19 protein-coding genes are annotated in these 19,167 nt (G+C 55.9%); 12 read left to right on the forward strand and 7 right to left on the reverse strand.

The features are described 5' to 3' along the window. Positions 1 to 22: 22 nt before the first annotated feature. The 7 genes from VSS37_RS11830 (at position 23) to VSS37_RS11860 (ending at position 5,671) form a co-directional block, all read left to right on the forward strand. Complete coding sequence (locus VSS37_RS11830) at positions 23 to 676, forward strand: cytochrome b/b6 domain-containing protein (protein WP_324695478.1); 654 nt, start codon at positions 23 to 25, stop codon at positions 674 to 676. After that, positions 673 to 1,386: a ZIP family metal transporter gene (locus tag VSS37_RS11835; RefSeq protein WP_324695480.1), complete on the forward strand. Its 714-nt coding sequence runs from the start codon at positions 673 to 675 to the stop codon at positions 1,384 to 1,386. Before VSS37_RS11830 ends, VSS37_RS11835 begins: the two co-directional genes overlap by 4 nt. Positions 1,387 to 1,390: 4 nt before the next feature. Continuing rightward, positions 1,391 to 2,062, forward strand: coding sequence for a response regulator (locus VSS37_RS11840; protein WP_324695482.1), 672 nt, complete (start codon positions 1,391 to 1,393; stop codon positions 2,060 to 2,062). Further along, a complete protein-coding gene (locus tag VSS37_RS11845) occupies positions 2,059 to 3,174 on the forward strand; it encodes an ATP-binding protein (protein WP_324695483.1) in 1,116 nt (371 codons plus the stop codon). Before VSS37_RS11840 ends, VSS37_RS11845 begins: the two co-directional genes overlap by 4 nt. 135 nt (positions 3,175 to 3,309) lie before the next feature. After that, on the forward strand, positions 3,310 to 3,609 hold the full coding sequence (locus VSS37_RS11850) for a c-type cytochrome (RefSeq protein ID WP_324695485.1): 300 nt from the start codon (positions 3,310 to 3,312) through the stop codon (positions 3,607 to 3,609). A 14-nt stretch (positions 3,610 to 3,623) separates the two neighbouring features. Beyond that, a complete protein-coding gene (locus VSS37_RS11855) occupies positions 3,624 to 4,982 on the forward strand; it encodes an NAD(P)/FAD-dependent oxidoreductase (protein ID WP_324695487.1) in 1,359 nt (452 codons plus the stop codon). Between the two features lie 212 nt (positions 4,983 to 5,194). Further along, positions 5,195 to 5,671 (forward strand): invasion associated locus B family protein, encoded by a 477-nt coding sequence (locus VSS37_RS11860; RefSeq protein ID WP_324695489.1) that lies wholly within the window; start codon positions 5,195 to 5,197, stop codon positions 5,669 to 5,671. 4 nt (positions 5,672 to 5,675) lie between these two features. Here the strand turns inward: VSS37_RS11860 and VSS37_RS11865 are convergent, their stop codons facing one another. After that, positions 5,676 to 6,749: a glutamate--cysteine ligase family protein gene (locus tag VSS37_RS11865; protein WP_324695492.1), complete on the reverse strand. Its 1,074-nt coding sequence runs from the start codon at positions 6,747 to 6,749 to the stop codon at positions 5,676 to 5,678. Next, a complete protein-coding gene (locus VSS37_RS11870) occupies positions 6,746 to 7,453 on the reverse strand; it encodes a nitroreductase family protein (protein ID WP_324695494.1) in 708 nt (235 codons plus the stop codon). Before VSS37_RS11870 ends, VSS37_RS11865 begins: the two co-directional genes overlap by 4 nt. A gap of 258 nt (positions 7,454 to 7,711) precedes the next feature. Between VSS37_RS11870 and bfr (VSS37_RS11875) the strand changes: the two genes are divergently transcribed. From bfr (VSS37_RS11875) to VSS37_RS11890, 4 genes are all read left to right on the forward strand, one after another. Further along, complete coding sequence (bfr, locus tag VSS37_RS11875; protein WP_324695496.1) at positions 7,712 to 8,182, forward strand: bacterioferritin; 471 nt, start codon at positions 7,712 to 7,714, stop codon at positions 8,180 to 8,182. A gap of 12 nt (positions 8,183 to 8,194) precedes the next feature. Further along, complete coding sequence (bfr, locus tag VSS37_RS11880) at positions 8,195 to 8,662, forward strand: bacterioferritin (RefSeq protein ID WP_324695498.1); 468 nt, start codon at positions 8,195 to 8,197, stop codon at positions 8,660 to 8,662. A gap of 259 nt (positions 8,663 to 8,921) precedes the next feature. Continuing rightward, positions 8,922 to 10,052: a cytochrome-c peroxidase gene (locus tag VSS37_RS11885; RefSeq protein WP_324695500.1), complete on the forward strand. Its 1,131-nt coding sequence runs from the start codon at positions 8,922 to 8,924 to the stop codon at positions 10,050 to 10,052. Between the two features lie 149 nt (positions 10,053 to 10,201). After that, on the forward strand, positions 10,202 to 10,573 hold the full coding sequence (locus VSS37_RS11890; protein WP_324695757.1) for a DUF2237 family protein: 372 nt from the start codon (positions 10,202 to 10,204) through the stop codon (positions 10,571 to 10,573). A 63-nt stretch (positions 10,574 to 10,636) separates the two neighbouring features. Here the strand turns inward: VSS37_RS11890 and VSS37_RS11895 are convergent, their stop codons facing one another. Beyond that, complete coding sequence (locus tag VSS37_RS11895; RefSeq protein ID WP_324695502.1) at positions 10,637 to 12,820, reverse strand: hypothetical protein; 2,184 nt, start codon at positions 12,818 to 12,820, stop codon at positions 10,637 to 10,639. A gap of 237 nt (positions 12,821 to 13,057) precedes the next feature. Between VSS37_RS11895 and VSS37_RS11900 the strand changes: the two genes are divergently transcribed. Continuing rightward, complete coding sequence (locus tag VSS37_RS11900; RefSeq protein ID WP_324695504.1) at positions 13,058 to 13,891, forward strand: DUF6174 domain-containing protein; 834 nt, start codon at positions 13,058 to 13,060, stop codon at positions 13,889 to 13,891. Between the two features lie 40 nt (positions 13,892 to 13,931). On the opposite strand, the gene VSS37_RS11905 is transcribed toward VSS37_RS11900, so the two are convergent. The 4 genes from VSS37_RS11905 to VSS37_RS11920 all read right to left on the reverse strand — a co-directional run bounded on the left by VSS37_RS11905 (position 13,932) and on the right by VSS37_RS11920 (position 19,155). Continuing rightward, positions 13,932 to 14,438, reverse strand: a complete 507-nt coding sequence (locus VSS37_RS11905; protein ID WP_324695506.1) for a TIGR00645 family protein — start codon at positions 14,436 to 14,438, stop codon at positions 13,932 to 13,934. 174 nt (positions 14,439 to 14,612) lie between these two features. Next, positions 14,613 to 17,402 carry an ATP-binding protein gene (locus tag VSS37_RS11910; protein WP_324695509.1) on the reverse strand — a complete coding sequence of 930 codons (2,790 nt, stop codon included), beginning with the start codon at positions 17,400 to 17,402 and terminating at the stop codon, positions 14,613 to 14,615. After that, on the reverse strand, positions 17,399 to 17,968 hold the full coding sequence (locus VSS37_RS11915) for a DUF4276 family protein (protein WP_324695511.1): 570 nt from the start codon (positions 17,966 to 17,968) through the stop codon (positions 17,399 to 17,401). The genes VSS37_RS11910 and VSS37_RS11915 overlap by 4 nt, the downstream gene beginning before the upstream one ends. After that, positions 17,968 to 19,155 (reverse strand): AAA family ATPase, encoded by a 1,188-nt coding sequence (locus VSS37_RS11920; protein WP_324695513.1) that lies wholly within the window; start codon positions 19,153 to 19,155, stop codon positions 17,968 to 17,970. Before VSS37_RS11920 ends, VSS37_RS11915 begins: the two co-directional genes overlap by 1 nt. Positions 19,156 to 19,167: the final 12 nt, after the last annotated feature.

A 19,167-nucleotide genomic window follows, 5' to 3' on the forward strand; every position in this document is an offset into this window, starting at 1 on the left:
TTTTAATACGGAGAGGATGTTTATGGAAAGTAAAAGTAACACCGTGCGGGTATGGGATCCGCTGGTACGCATTTTTCACTGGTCGCTGGTGGTGTCATTCGCAGTTGCTTACCTTAGCTCGGAAAAAGGGGAGGGCGTGCACGAAATTAGCGGTTATATTGCGTTTGGCCTGATCCTGTTCCGCATCCTGTGGGGGTTCATTGGTTCCCAACATGCCCGTTTCAGTGATTTCATCTATTCACCACAAGCGGTGGTCGGGTATTTGCGCTCCCTGCTAACTACCCACCCCAAGCACTATCTGGGGCATAACCCAGCAGGTGGCTGGATGGTGGTATTGTTGTTGCTGGGCGTATTGGCAACAGGGTTTACGGGCATCAAACTGCTGGCGGTGGAGGAAGGGCGTGGGCCACTGGCACAGGTGGAAGTGCCTGCATTGGTTTCCCCTGCTTATGCCGACCGTGATGAAGACGAGGGGGGTGAAGGCAATGCACAAGGTGAAGGGGGGGCGGGCGAAGAGTTTTGGGAAGAAGCCCATGAAGTTGCCGCCAACCTGACCTTGTTGCTGGTGTTCCTGCATGTGCTGGGTGTGGTGGTCAGTAGCCGTTTGCACCGTGAAAATCTGGTGCGGGCAATGGTGACCGGCAATAAAAATCTGGCTGAAAAAGATTCAGCATGAACCAGTCCGAACTTTTGCTCATGTTGATCCCGGCGCTGGTGGCGCTGGCGGGCGGGGTGCTGGCAATGTACTGGCATCCCGGCCACCAGACCCGCAGCCTGATCCAGCACTTCGCCGCCGGGGTGGTGCTGGCGGCGCTGGCGGTGGAACTGTTGCCGGAAATCGGGCGCGAACATGCCCCCGGCTATGTCCTGATCGGCGCATTCGCCCTCGGCAGCCTGTTCATGTACGCCATGAAACTGTGGACGACGCATCTGGAAGAGGCCGGGGAGCCGACCAAAAGCGGATTGGACTGGGGCTTGTTGGTGGCGACCTTTATCGACATTGCAGTGGATGGTTTCATTATCGGCGCAGGTTTTGCCGCAGGCGGGGAAACCGGGCCGATACTGGCGCTGGGGTTGTCGGTGGAACTGCTGTTCCTGGGGCTGGCGCTGACTTCCGAAGCCACCAGAGGCTGGCGTATTGTGGTGATCGCCGGGCTGCTGGGCGTCACCGTGCTGGTATGCGCCGTGCTGGGTGTGTTCCTGCTGTCCGGCGCGTCGAATACGGTGATTGCGGCGGCGTTGGCCTTCAGTGCGGCGGCTTTGCTGTACTTGGTGACGGAAGAATTGCTGATCGAAGCGCATGCGGTCGAGGAAAAACCTGTCGCCACCTTGGTGCTGTTCGGTGGTTTTTTGGTGTTCTGGAGCATTCAGTTGCTGGGAGTTTGAAGGCGTGCGGATACTGGTGGTCGAAGATGACGCCTTGCTGGGCGATGCGGTTCAGGCCGGGCTGAAACAGTCCGGCCATGCGGTTGACTGGGTGCGTGACGGGATGCAGGCCGACCATGCGCTGGCGACGGAAGCATATTCCGCCGTGGTGCTGGATTTGGGGCTGCCGCGCCTGTCCGGGCTGGAAGTCCTCAGCCGGTTGCGCCGCCGCCAGTCCGCCTTGCCGGTGCTGGTGCTGACGGCGCGGGATACGGTGGAAGACCGCATCCTGGGGCTGGACCAAGGGGCGGACGATTACCTGGTCAAACCGTTTGATATGGGCGAACTGAACGCCCGCCTGCGCGCGTTGGTCCGCCGCTCCGGTGGTTTTGCCAATCCGGTGTTGCGGGCAGGCGGGGTGGAGCTGGACCCCGCAGGCCATCGCGTCATGTATCAGCAGGAAACCGTGGAGCTGGCGGCGCGCGAATTCACCGTGCTGGAGGCGTTGATGCTGAATGTGGGCAAGGTGCTGTCCCGCGCCCAACTGGAAGACAAGCTGTACGCCTGGGGGCAGGAGGTGGAAAGCAATACGGTGGAAGTGCACATCCATCACCTGCGGCGCAAGCTGTACCCGGCGTTGATACAGACCATCCGTGGCGTGGGTTACCTGATCCCCCGCGACCAGGCAGGTGAATGATGTCCTTGCGGCAACGCTTGCTGCTGCTGGTGCTGGGCGTGGTGGCGCTGGTGTGGTGCGGGATGGCGGCGTTCATGTATTTCGAAACCCGCCATGAGCTGGATGAAATGCTGGAACATTATTCCGAGCAGGTCGAGTCCGTGTTCCGGCATCACGGCCATGAGCGGGAGGAAGATGAAGGCCATGGGGTGGAATTGTCGGATGCCCGCCAAGACTTGGCGAAGAAAATCACCCTCCTGGCGCTGTTTCCCTTGCTGTTGGTCTTGCCGGTGCTGGCCGGGTTGCTGTGGTGGGTGGTCGCCGCCGGGTTGCGCCCGCTGGTTAGCCTGACGCAGGCGGTGGCCAGCCGTAGCCCGGACAACCTGGCGCCCTTGACCCTGGCCGCCACGCCGGGTGAAGTTGCCCCCCTGGTCGGGCGGCTTAACCACCTGTTTGGGCGGATTGGCAGGCTGATTGAAAACGAACGCCGCTTCACGGCCGATGCCGCGCATGAATTGCGCACGCCAGTCGCCGCCATCAAGGCGCAATTGCAGGTCGCCAAAGGCGCGCAGGATGCGGGGGAACACCAGCGGGCGCTGGATAACGCCATTCAGGGCTGCAACCGCGCCACCCACCTGATTGCGCAACTGCTGACACTGGCGCGGCTGGAAAGTGTGGACGCTTCCCGCCTGCAAACCTGCGTATTGCCTGTTTTGGCGGCGGAAGTGATGGCTGACATGGCCCCTGCCGCCTTGCAATCCGGTGTGACGCTGGAGTTGTTGGAGGGCGAAAAGCTTGCAATCAGGGGTTTTCCTGCCTTGTTGCAGGTGATGTTGCGCAACCTGCTGGACAATGCGGTGCGTTACACCCAAGCCGGGACGCATGTGCAGGTTGCCATCTTCCGTGAACAGGGCAAGGCCTGCCTGCGGGTCACGGATAATGGCTCCGGCTTGCCAGCGGATGAGCTGGCGAAAATTACCCAACGCTTTTACCGTGCCTTGGGTACGCAAACGGAGGGCAGCGGGCTGGGGCTTTCCATTGTGCAGCGCATTGTTGATATTCACCACGCCCGGTTGTCATTTGAATCTGCCGGTCAGGGGCTGATGGTTCTGGTCAGGTTTCCTGCAAACTGACGGGTATCCGGCAAATGTCATATATCAATCATGTTTTGTTTATATCAATAAAATGTATGATTAAGGGCGATGCAAACGAGCAATGAACCCCAATAAGTTTGCAGGCAATAAAAAATAATCCATGTGAGTTTTCCAATGAAACATATGTCGATTCCGGCAGCATTCGTGTCACTGCTGCTCCCCGCGCTTGCTTCGGCAAATTCCCTAACCCTCAGCCACCCTGGCCGTACCCTCGCCGCCAACTGCTTCCAGTGCCATGGCACGGATGGTTCCGGCCTTGAACATCTGGCGGGCAAAAGCCGTTCCAGCATTGCCAATGAGTTGCTGGAAATGCAGTTCAAACCGGCAGGCAAGCAGATCATGAATGTCCATGCGATGGCTTATACCGATGAAGAAATCGCTTTGATCGCCGATTACTTCTCCAAACAAAAATGACAGGGAGGTTGGGTATGGATCGTAGAAAATTTCTGGCCCATTTTGGTGTCGGCGCTTTGGGTATGGTTTTGGCAGGCCCATTATTGGCGGAAGACAAGGGTGGCGGTAATGCCAAATCCAACAGTGGGGCAAGCAGCAGCAAAACCGGCGCAACGGTTGGCTCCCTGATGCCGGGCAATACAGGGGCGAATGGCCGTATTGTGGTTATCGGTGGTGGTATGGCAGGCGCTACAGTCGCCAAATACTTACGCATGTGGGGCGGGACTGGTGTTGATGTGACGTTGGTCGAGCCTAATGCCGCCTATTATTCCAACATTTTCAGTAATATGGTGTTGACGGGGGAACGCACCCTTGGCCAACTGGCATTCCAGTACAGTTCGCTGACCAGCAAATACGGTGTCAAGTGGGTGGCGAAGTCAGTGACAGCGATTGACCCGGTCAGTCAGAGGGTCATGCTGTCTGATGGCAATTCCCTGCCATATGACCGTCTGGTTATCGCACCGGGGGTCGAGTTCGACGCTTTGCCGATGTCTGGCGCGGCGGCTGCGCAGGCAAAGGTGGTCCACGCCTGGAAAGCAGGGCCGCAAACCACATCGTTGCAGGCGCAAATTGCCGCCATGACCAGCAAAGACACGTTCATCCTGACGATTCCGGCAAAACCTTACCGTTGCCCACCAGGGCCGTATGAGCGCGCCTGTGTGGTGGCCGACTACCTCAAGCGGGTGAAAGGTGGCGGCAAGGTGATTGTGCTGGACGCCAACCCGGGCATTCAGGCGGAAGTGAACAATTTCACCAAAGCTTTCACTGACCCCAAATTGCACGGCAACACCATCACCTATGTGCCGAATGCCTCCCTCATCAGCATTGACGCAGACAGGGGGAAGGTAAGCACGACTGCTGGCGCGTTTACCGGCAAGGTCATCAATGCCATTCCGCCTCACAAGGCCGGTAGGGTCATCACGGATTCCGCTACCGGCCTGGCGAATGTTGCTGGCCGCTGGGCTGGGGTGAACATGTTGACTTATGAGTCCACCGCTGTTCCCAACGTGCATGTTATCGGTGATGCTGCGGCCACCTCCCAACCAAAGGCGGGGCATATTGCCAATGCGGAAGCCAAGGTATGCGCCGATGCCATTATCCATTTGCTGCGCGGAGAAGCAGTGAACCCGGCACCGATCACCAACTCAGCCTGCTTTACCCCGATCACCAGAGGGACGGCCTCATGGCTATCCGTGGTGTACCGCTATGACCCGGCATCAGCCAGCATGTTGCCAACCGGCAACGGTGTTACTGAATCCGCTGGCATCAGTTCAGACAACTACGAGCAGATGCTGAAATGGTTCAGCAACCTGATGTCGGATACGTTCTCCTGATCCCTTCTCCGGGGGAAGGGCGGCAGATGCCGCTTTTCCCCTTCCCTGAGTTTGCTGGCGTCCGGAGGGGAACGTCCGGTAGCCTCATGAATGATGGTATTCTGCCGAGCGCTTTGGTGGTTGCTTGCCTGACGTATGAATGCATATCGGCAGGATAATGGAGTGTGAGATACTGTCATTTTATTTTTGATGAAAATATCAGGAAGGCAAGTATGCAATTGGGTTTAAAAGCGCTCATGTTGGGTGGTTTGCTGGCAGCTGGCGCGGCACAGGCCGCTGACAGCATTGATGGGAAGCATTTTGGCGACTGGGGCGGGGCGTGTGACAGCAAACTTTGCTACATCCAGCAGGCGTTAAGCAGCAAGGGGCAATTGTTGATGGCGACGGCTATCGGCTATTTGCCGGGCAAACCGTTTCCGGCGGTGCTGATCCAATTGCCGAAAGGGGCGCAACTCCAGGAAGGCGTGTTGCTGCAAGTCGATAATCACGCTGCCATCAAGTTTGAAGGGAAGTGTGAAAAAGATTCTTGCTTTGCCGGTTTCGCCCTAGACCAGAAAATGCAGCAGCAGTTCCAGCAAGGTTCCAAAGCGGTGGTGAGCTTTATACCCGCGCCGAAACAAAAGCCGGTTTCACTGCCGCTCTCGCTGAAGGGCATTGGCAAGGGCTTGAGTGCTTTGCCTAAGTCCTAAAGTGTCAAGCGGACACTTTCATTTCCAGCAATTCATGCGCGGGTGTGCGCTTACGTTGGAGCATGTCAAACAGTGGTTCCAGCCGTTCATGATCCGGATCGTCCGCCAGCGCCTTGTCAGCGGCGTACAGCGCCTGCCAGGCGAAACGGAACACCAATGGGTTGTCGAAGCCCTGGAGGGCCGCGATCTGGTGCAGATGGGTGTCCGGCGTGATCGCCCGCCCCGGCAGGGATTCATCCAGCACCAACCCCTTGAGCAGGGCGAATAGCGCCGCATACAGCGTGAGGTCTGTGCTGGAGTCAAACGCCTTGAATTCGATCCGCCCGGCTTCGGCGGGGTGGCGTGGGGCTTTGGTCAGGGTCGGGTTGGAGTGGAGCAGATAGGCGCTGTCCGGCGGGAAGGTCAGCACCGCTGGCCGTGGGCCAGTGCGTTTCCAGGTGCGGATCGACAGCCCCGGCCAGATTTCACCCGCATAAAACGGTGAGCTGAAACTGAACGGCGTGATGAACGGGCTGTAATAGGTCAGCTTGCTGGCGGCGTCCACCATGTCAGCACTGTTCATGCCGGGGCGTGACAGGCTCAGGTCAGGCCCGTAGGTCAGCATGGGAATGTGGGCGGTGTCGCGTTCCTCTGGCGATTCGCTGCGTTGCTGCGCCAGTTCGAACGCATTCAACGGCGGATCAGGCGTGAAGCGCGTCTGCTGCGGGTTGAAGCTGACCGGAGCCGGTCGGTAGCCGTAATCGGCGGCGGTTTCCAACAACAGCCGGTAGCTTTCCTGCAATTCGCCCAGCGCGCCCTGGATGCTGTTGTGGATGGTGGTGCGGATTTCGATGCCTTTGGGCACGCAGGTGAGCAATGCGCCATCTGCGCTGAAGCGTTCGTAGCCTTCGATATACCAGCGTTTGCGGCGGATGCCCGCATCGCCCTGGCGCAAATGTTCGGTGTCGGCGGCGTATTCCGGCAGGCGGTCGACGATTTGCTGGAAGTCCTCAAAGCGGGTGTTGGTGAAATCGGCGAACCTGCCGTCAGCGCGATAAAACGCCACTTCGTGTTCAATGCCAAACCGGAATGGGTTCATGCGTTTGTCTCCTGTTTGTCCAGCGAAATCCAGGCGCTCCAACTGTCCGGCGGGCCACGGCGATTGCGCAGCTTGCCGTCAACGATTTCCATGCCACTGTCTTCCGGTGCTGGGAACATGAAAACCGCGCCCAGCAGTTTCTGGGTGGCGGGAATGCCGCACAGCTTGAAGCACTCGCTGGAAGCCAGCACGCCGCCGCTCGACCAGTAGCTCTGGATGTCGCGCGCTTCGCTTGCCAGCAGCAGGTTTTGTACAGCGGCGGCCGCAGCGGCGAGGTGTTCCTCGTTCATGTGCAGGGCCAGTTCAGTGGTTTTGGGTTCCGGCAGCCACGTCGCCAACACGACCGAACCGGCGGCGGCCAGCATGCGGATAATGGTGGCGTCCTCGCTGATGTTGCTGGTGTTTTTTTCCAGCAGGCAATGCGCCAGTGTGAGACAGGCGTTCTGGTCAAGGGCATAGAAACGCCACGGCACACAGGAGACCAGACCCTGCTGATGGTGAATCCGGTTGGCCGGGTAGTGGAAGGGTGCCCAACCGGCGACCCGTATGGCTTCTTCCACATGTTCGCGGAAACCATGCGGAATAGGGGCTGGTGTGTGTAATGAGCCCAATACCTTGCGGGTGCGGCGGCGACGGATGACCTGGTCCACCGCCAGAGCCAAAGCCATATCTTTGGGCTGAAATATGGAGTGTAAATATGTCATGGCGCATTCCTTGGTAGCGGTGCGTAGTAAACGTCACGCTGGCTGAGACAGAGATGGCTTGCGTAAGAATGAGATCGGTTTCACTTAATAATATTAATTCTCATTTGTCAATGCAAATGAAATCACCTTGTTGGGAATGATTCTGATAATCGTTAAATAAGTAATTGTTGTGAAAGGGAAATAGATAATTGACCGTTTTGGCGGATGAGGAATAGCATGACTTTTATCAAAAAACCAACCTAACAACAGGAGACACCTATGAAAGGAAATCCCGACATCAACCGATCGTTCAATCTGGTGCTACGCAGCCAACTGACGGCGATCAACCAGTATTTCCTGCACGCCCGCATGTGCAAGAACTGGGGTTTGGGCAAGTTCAATGAGAAGGAATACAAGCGTTCCATCCAGGCCATGAAACAGGCAGATGAATTGATTGAACGCATCCTTTTCCTGGAAGGCCTGCCCAACCTGCAAGATCTTGGCAAGCTGTACCTTGGTGAAGACGTGCCGGAAATCATCGCCAATGACCTGCGTCTGGCGGGTGAAGTGGTGGCGGAGCTGCGTAAGGTCATTGCCGAGTGCGAACAGGCGCAGGATTTTGTTTCCCGCGACATGTTGCAGGAAATCCTCGAAGAAGAGGAAGAGCAAATTGACTGGCTGGAATCACAGCAATGGGCGATCAGCAACGCAGGCCTGCAAAATTACCTGCAATCGATGATGGATGCTTAAGGAGAGCACACTATGAAAGGAAACGACCGTGTTATTGATGTGTTAAAAACGCTGTTGGCGGGTGAACTGGCGGCGCGCGACCAGTATTTCATCCATTCACGCATGTGCGATGACTGGGGCCTGAGCAAACTGTACGAACACTATGAGCATGAGAGCATGGAAGAACGCGGCCATGCTGACGCCATCATCCGCCGTATCCTGTTCCTGGAGGGCACGCCTGACCTCAACAACCAGGACCAGCTCAATGTCGGGGCGGATGTTCCTGGTATGCTCAAAAACGATCTGGCGTTGGAGTACCACGTGACGGGGGCGCTGAAAGCCGCCATCCAGATTTGTGAGGAAGAGCAGGACTATGTGACCCGTGAAATCTTGCGTGGGCAGCTGGAGGACACCGAACAAGACCATGCCCATTTCCTGGAAAAACAATTGGGCCTGATTGACAAGATTGGCCTGCAAAACTACCTGCAATCGCAGATGTAGCCCTTCCCGGCAACCTCTGTCCAGGCACGCGCGGTCTGCGGATGCGGCGCTTTACCCAGATACGGGTGTTGTCATGCCAGCCCGCCATGTTCATGGGCATGTGGAATGCCTCATCCTGTGTATCCCAAAAAACCAATCATCATAAGCGAAAAACCCTATCGGGATGGACGGTAATACTTGATGTGCGTCAAGTTTGCATTGCCGTCCCGACTTAACATGACTGCTTGGACGATTTACCCATAAAAAGTAGGAGATGCTCATGAACGTGCAAGTTGTGATGGTTTCGCTGCTCACCCTCGGCATGGCGACGGCGGTGTGGGCGGAAGATGCTGCGAAAGCGGAGCCAGCCAAAACGGAGGCGGCAGGGGATGCAGCCAAAACCGCTGATGCGGGCACCGTGAAGGATGAGCCGATCAAGCCGCTGGAGGCCGTTACGGTTAAGGATGAAGCCAAAGTGGAGCTGGGCAAGAAACTGTACTTTGACCCGCGCCTGTCCAAATCCGGCTTTATTTCCTGTAATTCCTGCCACAACTTGAGCATGGGCGGCACCGACAACCTGCAAACCTCCATCGGCGACCATTGGCAGCAAGGCCCGATCAATGCCCCGACCGTGTTGAATTCCAGCATGAATGTGGCGCAATTCTGGGATGGCCGCGCCAAGGATTTGAAAGAACAGGCGGGTGGCCCGATCGCCAATCCGGGTGAAATGGCTTTTACACACGAGTTGGCGTTGGATGTGTTAAAATCCATCCCGCAATATCAGGATGAATTTAAGAGCGCCTTTAATAAGGACGCGATTGACATCGACATGGTAAAAGACGCCATCGCCGCATTTGAGGATACGCTGGTGACGCCGGATGCCAAGTTCGACAAATGGTTGAAAGGCGATGACAGCGCCCTGAGTGAAACCGAGTTGAAGGGTTATAAACTGTTCAAGGAAAGCGGTTGCGTGGCCTGCCACAATGGCCCTGCGGTCGGTGGTGCCAGCTTCCAGAAAATGGGCGTTGTGGAACCTTACAAGACCGACAATCCGGCTGAAGGCGTCGGCGGCCTGACCAAGAAGGATGAAGACCGCTTCAAGTTCAAAGTGCCGACCTTGCGCAATGTGGAGCTGACTTACCCGTATTTCCATGACGGCGCGGCCAAAACCCTGGAAGACGCCGTGCACACCATGGGCCAGCTCCAGTTGGGCAAGAAGTTTACGGATGAGGAAACCGCTGACATCGTGGCGTTCCTGAAAACATTGACCGGCAAACAGCCTGAATTCCAGTTGCCGATACTGCCGCCGTCCACCAATGAGACGCCGCGTCCTGAGCCTTTCAACAAGGCCGACAAGGACAAGGCCAAACAGAAAGACGCCGGAGCCAAAGCTGACGGCAAACAATCCTGATGGGTTTGTAAGTTGTGTAGTGTACGCCCTTTCTCCTGTTTCGACGTGAGGCAGGGGAAGGGTTTTGATTCGGGAGAGAGGAGCGGCGGGGTGGGTCAACTCGCTCCGCCCTTTTATGTTTATCCGTTGATCACAGGGACATGACAGCAATGATGGAGCCGTTGAATATATTGGGTACGGAACTGGAGCCGTGCGGGGCGCATCCGCCAACCGGGTTTTTCCGCGATGGCAGTTGCAACACCAGCCAGCAGGACATTGGCTCGCATACGGTATGTGTGGTGGTGACGGCGGAATTTCTGGCTTTCAGCAAGGAACAGGGCAATGACCTGTCGACGCCGCTGCCTGAGTACGGTTTTCCTGGTTTGAAACCAGGGGATCGCTGGTGTTTGTGCGCCGCCCGCTGGCAGGAGGCGCTGGATGCGGGCAACGCGCCGCGTGTTGCCATTCTCGCCACCCACCAGGATTGCCTGCGCATCCTGTCGCTGGATGACCTCAAGCAATACGCCATCGACCTTTCCTGATGTCTTTGGCCTCAACCAAAAAGCCCCGCAACGCGGGGCTTTTTGGTTGAAGGTAAGCGGCGCTTACCAGTAATGGCCTTTTCCAGATGCCTGCTGCTTGGTTGCATTTAGTGCACTGCTGACTGCATCATTGGCTGCACCGGCTTTTTGCATCAGATCAGCCAGCTGTTTGAACTGGCTGCTGTTCTGGCAAGCGGCTGCGGCTTTGTCGTACAGGCTGCCAGCTTTGGCGCTGTCGCCCCATTTTTGTGCCAGTTCCGCCAGATAGGCAAAGTGGAAATGGTTTTCCGCCTTGGCTTCGGCCTTGTCCAGAATTTGCTGGGCCTGGGCATCATCACCGAGATGCTCCTTGACTGCATTGGCAAGCTTCTTCAGCTCAAACGCACTGGCATTGCCGGATTCCAGCTTGGCGAGCTGGTCGCCGTAGAATTTCTGTGTCCAGGTTTTGCCGAAATCGCTGTCAGCCAATTGTTTACAGACGGTTTCGCCAAGGCTGCGCACCTGCGCGAAAGTGCCTGCATTGCTGGCGGCCAGATCCAGCAGGCGGGCCAGCCATGCCTTGTCCTTGACCAGATTGCCGACAGCCAGGATCAGCGGCTGGTAAGCGGCGAAGCTGAAGCTGCCGGTGGCCTGCATCTTTTCCTCTGCGGTGGTCAGCAGTTGGGTAGCGTAGGAGGCATCATCCAGTTCTTCTGCTACCTTGCCTGCCAGATCAATGAACTGATTGGGCTTGGTGAGCGTTTTTTCCTGATTTTGGAATTCGACGTAACGCGCCTGGCTGGCTTCACGCTTGGCAAGTTTGTCGGCGATGCGGCTGTTGCGTTCGGCGTCGTCTGCGGCCAGTTGCTTGGCGGCGATGGCCAGCTTGCGCATTTCATCCAGTGAGCTGACGTTGGCTTCAGCTTTGTCGAGCGCCTGGATGGCGACGCTGTTATTGCCGAGTTTCTGTGCGCGTTGGGCGACATCCAGCACTTGGGCGTTGGTTTCGGCCAAGTCGAGCGCCTTGTGCAGGGCGTCGCTGGCGAGCGCAGCGTCTGGGGTGGATTTCGCCAATGCATCCAGCACGCTGACGCTATCGGTGTAAACCTTGCAGGTGCCAACCGCTTTGCTGTACAGGGCGTTGGCCTTGTCGGCGTCCTGCAAGGTGGCATTGACTTCGCCCGCCAGGGAAACCAAGGCGGATGCGGTGTCAGCCTTGGCTTCGGCGGCGGCGTAAATGGCCGCAGTCTTATCCTTGTCGCCAAGATTCCCATTGACGGCCTTGGCCAGCATGGATAGGTCAGCAACTGTATTGAGCTTGCTGGCGAGTTTGTCGTATGCCTTGCCTGCGATGGATTTGTCATCCATATTGGCGGCCGCTTGGCTGGCCAGCTTGAGCAGGTCGTCTTTGGTGCTGAATTCGCTCAGGGCGTTGTTGTAAAGTTCGCTGGCGGTGGGCTGGTCGCCCAGCAGGCTGGCGTAGCCGGTGGCCAGATCGAGGTTTTCCTCACCGCTCATGGCGAAGTTCTTGCCGTTTTCCAGCAGTTCTTCGGCTTTATCCTTATTGCCCAGCAGCTTCATGAAACCGCCTGCGAGTGCCACGAATTGCGCCGGGAACATGCAGCCGCCCTCGGCTTCGTTCAGGGCGCTTTCAACTGCTGCGTCATCGCCGAACATGTCTTTCAGGCCGGTGGCGTATTCGACCACATCCTGGGTGTCGTTGCTGGAAGGCTCGGCTTTCTTGAACACCATGCGGGCGGCGTTTTCATTGCCTTCAGCCTTGATGCCAGCCGCCAGTTTCCGGTAGTCAGCGATGGTCTTGCAGTTGCCGGTGACCTTGCCGAACAGCTTGTTGGCCAGGGCGTTGTCTTGCAGGGCTTCCTGCACGTAGGCGGCGAAAGACAGCAGTTCGTTGGTGTTGGAGGTTTCGCCGATGGCTTCTTCCAGCAGGGCGCGGCCTTTGTCCTTGTCGCCGAGGTGCAAGGCGATGCTGTAGCCGACCTGCGCCTTTTCCTTGGCGTCGAAGCAGGAGCCAGCGGCTTCCTCATACAGTGCGGCGGCCTTGTCCTTGTCGCCTGCGGCCACATAGCCTTCCGCGACGCTGACGTAATGATCAGGGAATGAGCAGTAGGATTCGCCTTTTTCCAGCAGTTCTTTTGCATAGTCAAGGTCGGCGGGTTCCGCCAAAGCTTGTTTGGCGAGGGCTGCGCAAGAAGCTGCGTCGGTGCAGCCGGATGCCTGATCTTTGAGTTCGTCGCGGGTGGCCATGATTCCTCCGTTATAGGGATAGTACAGTCGGTTGGGGGGTTTGAGTGTTGTAAAGCAAATCGGTTTGGGGTTCAAGTATGTGAAAAGGGATAGATGACGCTCGATTCCAGCCCGGTAAGCAAGGTTTCCCTGCCTTCCAGGGAGAAAAAGCTTCTGTTTGTCCGAAGCTGGGAAGCCGTTGTTTGGGCAAGGGATGAGAATGGTTTTGTCATCAAACCAACATGGAGGAAGCATGACATGGTAGGCATAACACAAGGAAGTGTTGGGAACAGCAGCCAATCTGCTGGCGGCAGCACCGCTATCCAGGCATCAGCGGCGGGTTCCACAGGCAATAATGCGTCGAACGCCCTTCAGAACCGTCAGCAAAGCCGCTTCAATGGCAATTCCCAACCCATGGTCAACCTGATCCAGCAATTGATCAGCCAACTACAGAAGTGGGCGCAAAGCAAACAGCCCCAACCCAAGCCACTGGAGCTGACCCAGCAGCAGGATCAGGCCCTCCGCAACCGTTTTGGCGTTTTTGGTGAGCTGAACTATCAGGTGCTGGACAACAACCGTGACGGCAAGTTGAGTGCAGGCGATGAGTTGGTGATTGCTGGCGGCTTTACCGGCGGGGAAATTTCCCGCCAGAAGCTGACCCAGCAGGATGTGGACGCCATCAACAATTCTGGCCAAACGGCTGCGCAAAGCCAACTGGACGCCAACCGCCAGAAATGGGAATCCCAGCCACTGGCGGATTATTCCTTCACACTGCAGCGCAGTTGTTTCTGCCGGGGTGACGCCATCCGTCCGGTCAATATCGAGGTTGCCGATGGCAAGGTGGCTTCCGCCACGTTTGCGGATACCGGCGAGCCGCTGCCGGAAGATTTGGACTACAACAAGCTGACCGTGAATGACCTGTTTGACACCATCCAACAGGCGATCACGGATGGCGCGGCGCGGGTCGATGTCTCGTATGACCAGCAGTCTGGCGTCCCGGCCTCCATCTATATTGACCGGAGCGAACAGATAGCGGACGAGGAAGTTGGTTTCACCATTTCCAACTTCCGGGCCGCCGCCCCCGCAACGTAGGCGGGTGGGCAAGGCGCATGGATGCAGGCTGGGCCACTGCTCAGTGGGGCTTGTGGCTCAACCTGTCCATGATCGCGTACAGCACGCCGGACACCACGAAGGTGACGTGTATGCCGAGCATCCAGGCCATGTGGCGGTCGTCCAGATTGTCCACATTCATGAAAGCCTTGAGCAGTTCGATCCCCGAAATGGCGACAATGGAACCGATCAACTTGATCTTGAGGTCACTGAAGCCGATATGGCCCATCCAGTCGGGGCGGTCTTCATGGTTGTGCAGGTCGTCCATTTTGGAGACAAAGTTTTCATAGCCGCTGAAAATGATGATGACCAGCAAGTTCATGACCAGGGAAATGTCCACCAGTGACAATACGCCGGTGATGATGGCGGCATCCGTGGCGGTGGGCAGGTTGGCCAACAGCCCCCAGATCTGTTTGCCGAATTTGAACAGCAACAACCCCAGGGCAATCACCAGCCCCAGATAGACGGGTGCCAGCAACCAACGGCTGCCGAACAGCAGGTGTTCGAAGGCATTTTCCACTTTTTTCATAACGGAAGTTCTCACTTGTGGATTGGAAGGCGAGCGCATCATAGGCATGATGCACTGCACTGACAACAAAACCCCTGCAAAGCGGTATTTAGTCTCCGGCTTTGTTGTTTCCTATGTGTCCAATGGGGGATCACAACCCACATAAATCGTGAATAGGGTCAATTTCTTGAGAGGTTAATTCTCAAACTCCCCTGGCTTGAATTTTAATGTATTGCAGTTTTCCTTGATGACCCGCTGGAAGGATTCGTCAAACCCATCGGAGAAATCTGCGTTTATCTCGACTGAAATGGAAACCTTAACCCCTGTTCTGGCAGTGAATTGCTGCACAATTTCTTCCATGATGTCGGAAAACTGTGAAGCTGCCCGTAATGGGTCAAGAGTTACAGCACCATAGAAGGTTTTGGGCAGTGAAACGGATGGGGGTGCTGGTGGGTCGATGTCACCCGGCTCAATTTCATTATTATCATGGTTAATAATGGGCGTGGGTTTAATTGCCTTGGGTTTGGTTTCTTCCCGGTAAGCCATGGCGGCTGCGTGTTCAACCAGCAACTCTTTACCATCAAGGGTGACAAACACCGGTTTGCCGAATGCGAAGCCAACGTATTTGTTGTTTTCTTTGCCAGATGCGAAGCCAAAGAAATCTTCATTGTCCACGCCTCTGCTAATGGCATCCTTGAAAACGTTGTCATTGGCCAGTCGTGGTAAATACAAGTAATGGCAGCAGTCTTGCCAGACCTTTTGTGTACCCACTTCCGTGATGCCATCTTTGAAATACCACTGATTTAGAAGGCTGCGTAGGTGTACCGGGCTCCATTCCGTGATCAGCCACTCTTCTTCACGCAGTTTCTGCTCGATTTCCGCGGCAAGATTCATGGCTGCGGGAGAGACGGATACCACTTCCCAGGTAATTTCCGGTTTGCCCTTGATGATTTCCTGCGTGGGGCATAGCAGCCATTTCCATGTTTCACGCACCAGTTGCAGCAGGCTTTTATCCGCTTCTTCGGCATGATTGCGGGCGAGTTTGGCCTGAAACAAGTCCAGATTGAGTTTGCCACTGTCAATGTCGGTGACGATGCGTTTCCAGGCAAGAGCCATACGTCCCTGAATCTTCAGGTTGCCAACGGTATCGTAATCAGCGGCCAGGAAGATCAGCCGGTTCTGTTTTTGACGCGGTTGTTCACCTCGCTGCTGAAGAATTTCCAAAGCGGCTGCATAAGCTGCCTTGTTATCCCCCCGGCTATAAGCTGCATTAGGCGGCAATACGACCAGACGCGAGCCAGTGCCGTATTCATCCGGCACATCCGCTGATGGTGTGAATACATGAATCCCGCTGAAACGGTGCTTGCTGCCAAACACCTTGTTTACCCGTGCTTTTAGCAAAGGTTCCAGTTCTTCACGGTCGTTGATGTTTTGCTTGCGGCTTTCCATTTCGCGGCGCAGGTTGGGGCGAGTGTCCAGCCAAAAGCGATCCTGATCCGAATACAAGTAATGCAAGCGATCACGCAGCCGTTTAAGAATGTCCTCGAACGTTCCGATGGTTTGCCCCGGCTGTACGCAGCCCAACAGGATGTGTTCGGCCTGAATCCCCCTGACTGCTTGCGTGCTGACCGCAGGTGCACTGCCAAGGAAGATGGTACGCATGGCGCGGCGGGCAGCTTGCACACTGCCGAAACGGGTATCCTCCCTATCCAGTGATGCAGGTTCGGAACGCACGCCATCCACTTCCTTCTCCATCACCGGTTCCCAGCCCTGCGGTAGGTAGTGGATGCTTTTGTTGCGTGTGATGCTGTCATCCAGCGGCAGGGAGCCGGGCATGATCAGCGCATCCTGATTATTGTCTTCCCACAGACGGTGAATCACGATCGCCATGTATTGCAGCACGCCACGGGTGCGCTGGAATTTGTCCAGTGTCGACCAGTCTTCATACAAACGATCGAAGATTTCCGGGTGGATGGGGTAGGACTGGCACAAACGTTCAAAGTACTCGTTGGACTGGGTTTCGAGCGGGAATTTGCTGCTGTTGGCGCGGTAAAAGTTGTGGAACTGGCGGCTGATACCTTCCACCTGGGCGCGTTCCCCAGCATGTTCAAACAGGCGGCGACGCACGATTTCAAAGGCTTCGGTGGTGGCAACCGGCTTCCAGACCGATTCGATACGGGCGAAGTATTTTTCCAGTGAATTGAGGGCGCGCTGACCCATGTTGCCGCCGACCTCCAAATCGGATTCCGGTAGGGAGGCCAGCAGGATGGCATTAGGCACGGCTTTCAGTGCTTCGGTGAGCGCCTGAATGAAGGAGATATTGCTATCGAACGTGCCTGCCCTGAATTCCTTGCTGACTTCCAGTTGGCGGATGAAAGCGACCATTTCGTCCATCAGGATGACACAAGGTGCGGCTCGCTCCAGTAACTGGCGAATGACTTCCTTGCCCGGCGATACGCCGCTGGCGTCACTGGCAGCAACCATTGCATACCCCTCTTCGCACAGCAGTTGCCAAGCCAGTTCACCCCACAGGGTATTGGCTGTTATGTTGCCATGCTGTTGTGGCTGGCTGGGGGAGAGCTTTATTCCGTCGATGACCGCGACCCTGGCTTGTGGTAGGTCGTGAATTCCGGCCTGATCCAGAATCGGGGGAATGCCTTCCAGCTTGTTGGTACTGGTCTGTCGTGATGCCAGATGGTAAACCGCCAGCATGGTATGCGTTTTACCACCGCCGAATGCAGTCTGTAACTGGATTACCGGATCGCCGCCTTGCCCTGCCAGCCGCTGCGCTACCGACAGCAGCAACAGGCGCATTCCTTCGGTGATGAAGGTGCGGGAGAAAAACTTCTCGGCATCCTGATATTCCGGAGGGGCAGCCCCTGCTGCGACCTGGGAAATATCAGCCGCGAATTCGGACTGCTTGAAAGTGCCTTCCAGAACATCTTTGTGTGGGCGGGCGATTTCACGCCAAGGTTTCAGACTCATGCAACATTTCCCCAATTGTCAACCAGCTTGCGCACGCCGCTGACAAAGAAGCGGAAGCTGGTCGAGCGGTTGTTTTCAATATCAAGATGCGGCCCAAGCACCCGTGAGCCGGAGACTTTCTGGTAAGTTGGAACCAGTTTCGCCAATTCTTCGGCGGGATTGCCCAGGCTGTCAGGGTCGCGGTATTTCGACTTGTCTTGTTGGCTACTCAAACCATTAACTTTTAACGCTTGTTCAACGGCCTGTAAATCGCCCAGATACCAGGACTCCAGTTCCCGGCAGGCTATGCGTACCAGTGCATCCGTTTTGCCTGCATCTTGGCATTTTTGCAGCAAGCCTTGTTTGATCGACACGCAATTGCCACTGTCCTGATCGCGTAACACGACAAAACGGCAATCCGGTATCTGCCACGCGGCCAGCCGTTTGGGCAGGCGTTTTTCCAGATCCTGTTTGCCTTCAAAGACGACGTATTGCGTGCCGATGGTTTCCGGCAACAAGCGCGGCAGTAATCCCTTGAGCATCTCGCGTGAGGAGGGCTCTTCCAGAAAAAAGACCAAAGTGCCCATTAAGGGGAAGCCCCCTCAAAAAAACCTTCTTTCCACAGATAGCCCATCTGGTCGCCCTCATCCATGAAAGCTTTCAGTTGCGCATTATCCGCAGCGCGATGAATTTGGGTATAGCCATCCTTTTTCACCAGCCAGAACACTTCGTCCAGACGCACAGCATTCAGAAAATCCGGCGAATGGGTGGAAACAAACACTTGTCCACCACGTTGTGCGTAAGCTCGGAATTCTTCCGCCAGTTCCCACAGCAAGGTTGGGTACAACTGGTTTTCAGGTTCTTCCACACACAACAAGGGATGCGGATTCGGGTCATATAATAACACCAGATAGGCAAACATTTTGATGGTGCCGTCAGACACATACTTGTCGATGAATGGGTCAGAAAAAGCGCCATCACTGAAACTCAGCAACAGACGACCATCCTGGGTGGCAATGGTTTCGATATTGCTCACGCCCGGAACCCTGTGTTTCATGACCTCAATGATTTGCTGGAATCTTTCCGGGTCATTTTCGAAGATATTGCGGGCGACGCGCTGCAAATTATCGCCAGTTACCGAGAGGTGTTCGTCATAACCCAGCGCATCCTTGCTGCCTCGTGCCAGATTGATATGAAAGTCAGAAACATGCCAGTTTTCCAGTAGTTGCCGGAAGGCATTGGCCGCCTTGAAGCGTTCAAACTGGCCTAGCCCTTTGATGGCTAGTGTATCTGGGGAAAGGTTTTGCTCTTCACGATCCAGCTCTTCATCGGTCTTTTTGAAATCCTCTTCATTGCGGATCGCGTAGCCGCTGCCATTGGAGAAATCCAAAAAATGAAAAGGTGACCCATAACGCCCGCGTTTGTAACGCAAGATTTCTTTGGCGACATACGGGCGGCCTTTTGCTTGGCCAATCTCAAGTATGTAGGTCACCAGGCGGTTGACGCCTGCGATGTCCAGGCGAAACTGGATTTGTAATTTGATGAGGTCTTTGGCGGTGCAGCCTCGGCTGATGACCTCCTTGAAACCACCACGCCCCTGTAATGCCTGACGCACATTAAAGGTCAGGCAATCCTTGAGGAAACCGAATACGTCAAACAGGGTGCTTTTGCCTGTGCCATTCGCGCCCACCACAACGCAGTAAGTTGGAATATCGGTGATCTCGACCTCTTTGAATGCCTTGAAGTTCTCCAGCTTCAGGGAAACGATGTGCATGGCGACTCCTCC

The sequence above is a fragment of the Candidatus Thiothrix phosphatis genome (assembly GCF_035668035.1).
GTDB lineage: Bacteria > Pseudomonadota > Gammaproteobacteria > Thiotrichales > Thiotrichaceae > Thiothrix > Thiothrix phosphatis.